This is a genomic window from Nitrososphaera sp. (assembly GCF_050748925.1).
In the GTDB taxonomy this organism is placed as follows: domain Archaea; phylum Thermoproteota; class Nitrososphaeria; order Nitrososphaerales; family Nitrososphaeraceae; genus Nitrososphaera.
Map to the genome: position 1 here is coordinate 1 of NZ_JBOGQF010000099.1, position 6,802 is coordinate 6,802.

Below are 6,802 nucleotides of genomic sequence, written 5' to 3' on the forward strand. Positions count from 1 at the left end.
CCGTAGACCCGCTGCGGGTCCTCTGGCGAATAGCGGCAATTCTTTCTCGGCATACTTGGAGTTCTTTCATGGCTCGACCGTGGAATTGTCAAGCTCGTAACTGACAACACGAAAGGTAGCCGTGGCTCCGTTGCTCAACTCTAGGAACTCCATGGGAACATGCAGTTCTACCATCCCGGGCCCCCCCGAAAAACGCCAGCACAGACTAGAACAGCCCTGATAATTGTCAGGCGGTACCGGGGCTGGAGTTGACCAAGTGAGTTGGTGGATATTTGCAAAAATCGTCTCGTCGGTTTCGGTTTTCCTTCTTGTGTATGGCGTTCAAAGTCCTTGTGCATATCTAAGAATTTCCCTAGGAGGCCCTACAGCGCCTTATTGAGAACCAAGTATCAATGCACTGAGAAGTAGGTTGTGAGGTAATCGCGCGGAATGGAGAAGATTAGCCACGCATCATTGTGGCCATTACAGCCCTGATTGGACTTCTTGTTTCATAATCATATGAGAGCGTTCAAGGCTCTGCAGGCTACCCTGAACCTGCTCCCATACCTTTCCTCTGATTCTCTTTGAGTATCCCTTGTCAATGACACCGCTTTTCTGCTCCTTGACGGTTGCAAGCCTCCACAACAGGGTCTGCAGGTTTACTTCCGAACTGAAGCCAGCATTGACATCTCTTCTTACCAAGCGATTCTTTGCCTCCAGTCGATGTAGCGCGCCTAGGACCTTCCTCCTTGTCTTTCCCAGAATGACCCAATAAGGCTGCACGAGCAACTGCTTCCGGCTAGACAAATGGTTCTCCTCCATCGCTATTTTCTCCGAAATGCTCCTAGTAGTGTGAGGTCCATCCCTAAGAATCCGGATAATCCGCTCTTCTAATTCACCGAGTGGAGGGTGCCCCCTCCCCTTACCAGCAGCAGGCTTCATTGCTCCATGCACTTCATTGTTGGAGAGAGTAAAGTTAGCTAATAAAGTATCTAGATTGAGTCAAACGAGTGAGAAGAATACTTGATTGCATAATTTAGATTATTGTCGAAGGGCAGTACTAATTCACCTCTGGAGGCTCAAGACCCTCCGGGCCCGTTATTTCGTCCTTTTCTTGCTTATCCACTTTTCACCGCTTTTCTTGTACTTTTTCTTGACCGCGCTCCACGCGACCTTGTGCGCTACTTCTTCCGGCTTGTCGCTCTTGCTGCGCCTCTTGGCCGGATCCTTGTACTGCTTTAGCGCGCTTTCGCGGGCCTTTTTGAAAATGTGCTGGCCGTGTTGTGGCAGTTCGTCTATCTGCTTTTTCATCCTTTCAGACAGCTTGCCTCGTGGCATATAGTACGGCGAGTCAAAATAATATTAAAGACGATCACCAGGGATTGCCGTACGTAAAGCTTGGAAACCCTTTATGGTTTTAAGGTGCAATTACTTGTGCCGTGGTAGAGGTTTTTGACGTCCTGCGCGTGGTCGCAATAACGGCCGTTGCAGGCGGAACGTCCTTCCTCGGCGGCCTGCTCGGCAGGTACATAAAATTTCCAGATCCACACATGTTGTTCCTCACAGCATTTGGCGCCGGCGTGCTAATGGCAGCCGCGGTGTTCCAGATGGTCATAGAGGCTGAAAAAGAGCTGGGCGTTTACCCAATGCTCGCGGGATTCGTGGGCGGTTCGATAGCGTTTTCTGTCGCAGACATGATTGCAGAACGCAAGGGCGGGGAGGCGGGCATCATGCTCGGCATAGGCCTTGACTCCATCCCCGAGTCTCTCGCGGTGGGCGCGTCGATAGCAAGCGGCGCCGCGCTTGCGGTCGCAATCCTCATCGGGATACAAAACGTGCCGGAAGGAATTGCGTCGTTTAGGGAGCTGACGTCTGGCAAAAAAATCGGCATTTGCAGGCAGCAAGAAAAAGGCGCTGGCGGCGATAGGGGCCGTCTCTGTAATCCCCATCTTCCTCGGCCTGCTTGGGCTGTTCTTTTTCCAGTGAATGAAGACAGTGATAGCCGTGACGCTTGCAGTAGCGGCCGGCGGAATATTTTACATGCTATTTTATGACATGATCCCAAAGGCCCATAAGGAGAAAAAGTTCGCCCCGACCTTTGGCGCGGTCATCGGGTTCATCGTCGGGTTTTCAATAATAAGGCTGATCGGGCAGGTTGGCTAGTCAACGCGGTGCTCGCTCAACAGCCGCTCGATGTTGGTCACGGTTTTGCCCTCGCCGTCAGCTATTTTCTGGCCCGCAGGCGGTTCTTCAACATAGTTGGGAATCCTCGCGCTGATGCGCTCCTGGTACGTCGGCATCAGCTCGTTCTGGTAGAATATCCCGGTCGGTATCTTGCTCCCCCACTCGCTTGACTTTTCAAGCGCGCCGGCCATCTTGCCCGTTATCTGCGACTCGTCGCGCACGATGCCGTCGTAGCCGATGTCGTCTAGCTTGTAGATGCGCGGCATCACCTTGTTGGTGGCGGGGTCGATGTTGTCGTTGCCCTGGAACCACTCTTTTGTGTTGATGTCGTTGTACGTGGGGCACGGCTGCAGGACGTCAATGAACGCGAGGCCCTTGTGCTCGATTCCCTTTTTTATCAGGTCCTTGAGCTGACGCACGTCGTACGAATAGCCCCGCGCAAGGAACGTGAATCCCGACACGAGCGCAAGCGCGATTGGGTTTACAGAGTTGTTGACGTTTGGCTGCGGCAATGACTTGGTCTTCATGCCCAGCTTTAGCGTTGGCGAAGCCTGCCCCTTTGTCAGCCCGTAGACGGCGTTGTTGAATATGATGTAGACCATGTCGACGTTGCGCCTGCCTGCGCTGACGAAATGGCCGGCGCCAATGCCGAGGCCGTCGCCGTCGCCCCCGACTGCGAGCACCTCAAGGTCAGGGTTTGCAAGCTTTGCGCCCTGCGCAAACGGCAGGACGCGTCCGTGCAATGTGTGGATGCCGTAGGTCTTGATGAAGTGGGGCGTCTTGCCAGAGCAGCCGATGCCGGAAAATATAGTGGTCCTGTGCTTTGGCACCTGCATGTCGGCCAGCGCCATCTGGATGGCGTTAAGTATGCCAAAGTCGCCGCATCCCGCGCACCAGTCGTTGTGGACGTCTGTCTTGAAATCTGCCAGTTTAAGAGCCACTTTTCAACACCTGTCTCCTTGGAGCCTTGCCGCCAATTATTCTCATCACTGCGTTATAAACCTCCTCGAGAGTCATCGGCCGGCCATTGTACTTTACTATCAGATTATCGGCCTGCCTGCCGGTGTGCTGGCGCAGGAGCGAGGCGAGCTGCGAGGTGTGGTTCATCTCGATGTCTATCACCGTCTTTGCGTTTGCGAGCATCTTTTCGACAAGCGCCGCAGGGAACGGGTGCAACAGCCGCAGCTGTATGAATTTCACCTTTACGCCTTCGCCTGATAATTTTTCAACCGCGTCCAGTATGACGCCTTTTGTAGAGCCCCAGCTCACTATCGCCACTTGTGCGTCAGGGTCGCCGTGCAGGGCGGCCTTGTCCTCGTCAGGGATCTCGGCAAGGGCGACGTCGAGCTTGTTCATCCTCTTGTCCATCATGCGTATGCGCAGGTCGGGATCCTCGGTGATGTGGCCTTCTTCCGTATGCTCGTCACCGGTGTTCCAAAATATTGCGTTTTCCGTGCCAAGCGGGATCCTCGGGCTGATGGGGTTGTCAGAGAGCTTGAAGCGCAGGTAATTGTCCGCCGCGCCCTTGTCTTCTTCGGTTATCTTGGTCGCAACCAGCCCGCGCTCTATCTTCACCCTTGCAGGGTCAAAGACAGGGCAGGTAATGACGCTGTTGGCTATTAACTTGTCAAGCATGTGGATGACAGGCATCTGGTACTTGTCGGCATAGTTGAAGACCTTGACGGTGTCGTAGAAACTCTCCTCGATATCGCCGGACGCAAACACTATTCTAGGGAACTCGCCGTGACCGGCGTTGATTGCAAAAAGCAGGTCGCCCTGCTCGTGGCGGGTCGGCAGGCCGGTGGAAGGCCCTGTGCGCTGATACAGCGAGACGACAACGGGAACCTCGTTTATTCCCGCCCACCCGAGGGCCTCTGCCATCAGCGAAAACCCGGGGCCCGACGTCGCCGTCGCTGACCTTGCGCCAGTAAGCGCGCCCCCTATCGCCATTGTTATAGCTGCGATTTCGTCCTCTGTCTGCACGACCACCGTAGAGCCTTTTTTGCCAGAGTCATAGAGGTCCAGTATCTCGTTTGACTCTAAGAGCTCACTGTCGTCTGTCGCCGGCGTGATAGGGTAGTAGGTCTGGAACCTGCAGCCTGCCACCATCTTGCCCATAGCAGACGACTGGTTGCCCTGCATTGCCAGCGTGCCGGGCTGCACCGGCCTTGTCACCAGCCGGTAGTTAAAGCCGTCAAGGGCAAAGTTGCTCTTTGCGTATTCGTACATGTGGTATTGCGCCTTGACGTTCAGCTCTGCAACGCGCTCTTTGGCGCGAAAGATGTGCTTTATCGCCTTGGCAAGGATGTCGGGGTTGAATTCCAGGAGCGCCATAGACGTAGAGAGCGCCATCACGTTTGTCATGCGCGCAAGCTTGCTAAGCGACGGGTCCTTCATCTTTTGCGCAAAATCTTCAAGGACCTTGAAATACGGTATCGCATATAGCGCGATGCCCCGCCCTTTTGCAAATTCCAGTGCGTCCCTGACCGCCGTCCCGAGGCCGGCCTTTTCCAGCGTCTTTTTTATGCGCTCGGCCGCATAGTCGTCGATTGTTGGCACCTCTTCCAGCTTTGTTTCAACGGAATCTGAGTTGTAGATTATGGCGCCCCCCTTGGCGACTTCGTCAAAGTGGCGCAGGACCGTCTCGGCGTCAAACGAGACGAGGACGTTGAGCTCTTCAAGAGGCGACCGGATCGGCCGCTCTGACACGCGCACGGTAAAGTAGCTGTGCTCGCCTTTGATGTTAGAGTAGTATTCGCGCTTGCCAAAGATGTGGAGCCCTCCGAGGGCGCAGGCGCGTGAGAAAATGTTTGCGGCAGAGTCGACGCCGCTGCCTTGCGCGCCGCCAATGACCCAGTTGAGTGAGTTTGTTATCAAGCAAGACAACTTGCAATTTCTTACTTTTAATACTTTACAAAATCAGCCGCCGGTAACCGCGTCGTAAAGGCAGCATTCGCAGGCGTCCTTTTTGCCACAGTACGGGCAGACGCACATGCACGACTCGATTTGGTTGCCGCAGTTGTCGCACATCGCAACCTCTTCGCTTGCCATCTCTTTTCTTGCCGCTTGCAAAGTTATTATACTTTGTTAAAAACGCACAGAGAACGAGTTTGGGTGAAAGCTAAAGTATTGTCTATGACAATCACACCGCGTGATAATCTGGTACATTTCGGCTGCCGCAGGCGCGGCCTTTATCATTGTGGCACTCTTGTTTGCAGACATCCCTTACAGAATGCAGGACTGCAAAGAAGTGGGTATGACGGGCTGGGTAGTCTGTCTCCCCCACAAACAAGGTATTTTTGGAGGGGCAGAAACGAAGGAATGTGCAATAGGATTCAGGGGCGAGGACGGAAAGCACTTTGCCATAAGTAACATTGAACGATTTGGCGAAATTCCGGCGTCTTCAGTTCATGTCCGCCTTTCGGGCACGCTCGCCTACGGCACTGCAGGGCCCTTTGAGAAAGACAGGTACGACACAATCGCGGCAATACACGTAGACTCTCTGACGCCGCTATAGGCTAGGGGCTGCGCAAAAGGTTGAGCGCGGATCCCGCCTTGAACCACTCGATCTGTGGTGCGTTGTACGAGTGCTTTAGCGATATCTCCTCGGCCTCGCCGCTTGCGTGGTGCAGAATGCATTTTAACGGCTTGCCTGCCTGCATCTCTTCAAGACCCACGACAGAGATCCGGTCGTCTTCAAGCACCCGGTCATAGTCTGCGGCGTTTGCAAACGTGAGCGCAAGGACACCCTGCTTTTTCAGGTTCGTCTCGTGTATCCTTGCAAAGCTCCTAGCAATGACCGCCACGCAGCCGAGGTAGCGAGGGGTCATGGCGGCGTGCTCGCGGCTGGAACCCTCGCCATAGTTGCTGTCGCCTACAATGGCCCATTTCAGGCCGTGCGCCTTGTAGTCCCTTGCGACCTTGGGGAACGAGTCCACCCGCGCATTTAGCTGGTTCTTGCCCGAGCCTACCTGCCCGGTGTAGGCATTAGTTGCCCCGAGGAGGAGGTTGTCGCTTATCCGGTCAAGGTGGCCCCTGTACGTGAGCCACGCGCCTGCCGGCGAAATGTGATCGGTAGTCGTCTTGCCCTTGGTCTTGGCAAGCACCGGCATCTCTTTGAGGTCCTGCCCGTCCCAGCGCGCAAACGGCTCTAGCTTCTGCAGCCTGTCGCTCTGGGGGTCGATGACGATTTCTATAGAGTCGGGGTCTGCCGCCGGGCCGATGTAAGCATCTATGGCCGCGACAAAGCCCCCCTTGGGCACCTCCGGCGCCTGCCCCGGCGCCTTTAGCCGGAACCGGGAGCCATCAGGCGCCTCCAGCTCGTCAGTCAGCGGGTTGAACGAAAGCCGGCCGCCGAGCGCCATCGCAATGACGAGTTCTGGGCTCCCGATAAAGTTCATAGTCTCGCGCCGGCCGTCGTTTCTGCCGGGAAAGTTGCGGTTGTACGAAGTGATGATGGTGTTGGGCTCGCCCTTTTTCAGCTCCGGCCGGCTCCACTGGCCTATGCACGGGCCGCAGGCGTTTGCAAGCACGTTTGCGCCGATCTCCTTTAGCACCTGCATCTGGCCGTCGCGCTCTATCGTGGCGCGGATCATTTCAGAGCCGGGCGTCACCTGCAGCGACACCCTGGTCTTTACCC

9 protein-coding genes are annotated in these 6,802 nt (G+C 55.3%); 3 read left to right on the forward strand and 6 right to left on the reverse strand.

Annotated elements, in window-relative coordinates; translation table 11 throughout:
- Positions 1 to 462: 462 nt before the first annotated feature.
- On the reverse strand, positions 463 to 921 hold the full coding sequence (locus ACREAY_RS08660) for a hypothetical protein (protein WP_431755371.1): 459 nt from the start codon (positions 919 to 921) through the stop codon (positions 463 to 465).
- A gap of 156 nt (positions 922 to 1,077) precedes the next feature.
- Positions 1,078 to 1,317, reverse strand: a complete 240-nt coding sequence (locus ACREAY_RS08665; protein WP_431755372.1) for a ChaB family protein — start codon at positions 1,315 to 1,317, stop codon at positions 1,078 to 1,080.
- Between the two features lie 101 nt (positions 1,318 to 1,418).
- On the opposite strand from ACREAY_RS08665, the gene ACREAY_RS08670 reads away from it, so the two are divergent.
- A complete protein-coding gene (locus ACREAY_RS08670; RefSeq protein ID WP_431755373.1) occupies positions 1,419 to 2,033 on the forward strand; it encodes a ZIP family metal transporter in 615 nt (204 codons plus the stop codon).
- Positions 2,020 to 2,142, forward strand: a complete 123-nt coding sequence (locus tag ACREAY_RS08675; protein WP_431755374.1) for a hypothetical protein — start codon at positions 2,020 to 2,022, stop codon at positions 2,140 to 2,142. The genes ACREAY_RS08670 and ACREAY_RS08675 overlap by 14 nt, the downstream gene beginning before the upstream one ends.
- On the opposite strand, the gene ACREAY_RS08680 is transcribed toward ACREAY_RS08675, so the two are convergent.
- The 3 genes from ACREAY_RS08680 to ACREAY_RS08690 are packed head-to-tail and all read right to left on the reverse strand — an operon-like array spanning position 2,139 to position 5,214.
- Complete coding sequence (locus tag ACREAY_RS08680) at positions 2,139 to 3,104, reverse strand: 2-oxoacid:ferredoxin oxidoreductase subunit beta (protein WP_431755375.1); 966 nt, start codon at positions 3,102 to 3,104, stop codon at positions 2,139 to 2,141. The genes ACREAY_RS08675 and ACREAY_RS08680 overlap by 4 nt on opposite strands.
- Complete coding sequence (locus ACREAY_RS08685) at positions 3,094 to 5,040, reverse strand: 2-oxoacid:ferredoxin oxidoreductase subunit alpha (RefSeq protein WP_431755376.1); 1,947 nt, start codon at positions 5,038 to 5,040, stop codon at positions 3,094 to 3,096. Before ACREAY_RS08685 ends, ACREAY_RS08680 begins: the two co-directional genes overlap by 11 nt.
- 42 nt (positions 5,041 to 5,082) lie before the next feature.
- Positions 5,083 to 5,214, reverse strand: coding sequence for a hypothetical protein (locus tag ACREAY_RS08690; protein ID WP_431755377.1), 132 nt, complete (start codon positions 5,212 to 5,214; stop codon positions 5,083 to 5,085).
- A gap of 100 nt (positions 5,215 to 5,314) precedes the next feature.
- Between ACREAY_RS08690 and ACREAY_RS08695 the strand changes: the two genes are divergently transcribed.
- Entirely contained in the window at positions 5,315 to 5,680 is a 366-nt protein-coding gene (locus tag ACREAY_RS08695) for a hypothetical protein (protein WP_431755378.1), read from the forward strand.
- 1 nt (position 5,681) lies between these two features.
- On the opposite strand, the gene ACREAY_RS08700 is transcribed toward ACREAY_RS08695, so the two are convergent.
- A partial coding sequence (locus ACREAY_RS08700) for an aconitase family protein (protein ID WP_431755379.1) occupies positions 5,682 to 6,802 on the reverse strand: 1,121 nt, incomplete at its 5' end.

Coding starts and splice junctions, on each gene's coding strand:
- ACREAY_RS08665 (WP_431755372.1), bottom strand. CDS start 1,317: ATGCCACGAGGCAAGCTGTCTGAAAGGATGAAAAAGCAGATAGACGAA.
- ACREAY_RS08675 (WP_431755374.1), top strand. CDS start 2,020: ATGCTATTTTATGACATGATCCCAAAGGCCCATAAGGAGAAAAAGTTC.
- ACREAY_RS08690 (WP_431755377.1), bottom strand. CDS start 5,214: ATGGCAAGCGAAGAGGTTGCGATGTGCGACAACTGCGGCAACCAAATC.
- ACREAY_RS08660 (WP_431755371.1), bottom strand. CDS start 921: ATGAAGCCTGCTGCTGGTAAGGGGAGGGGGCACCCTCCACTCGGTGAA.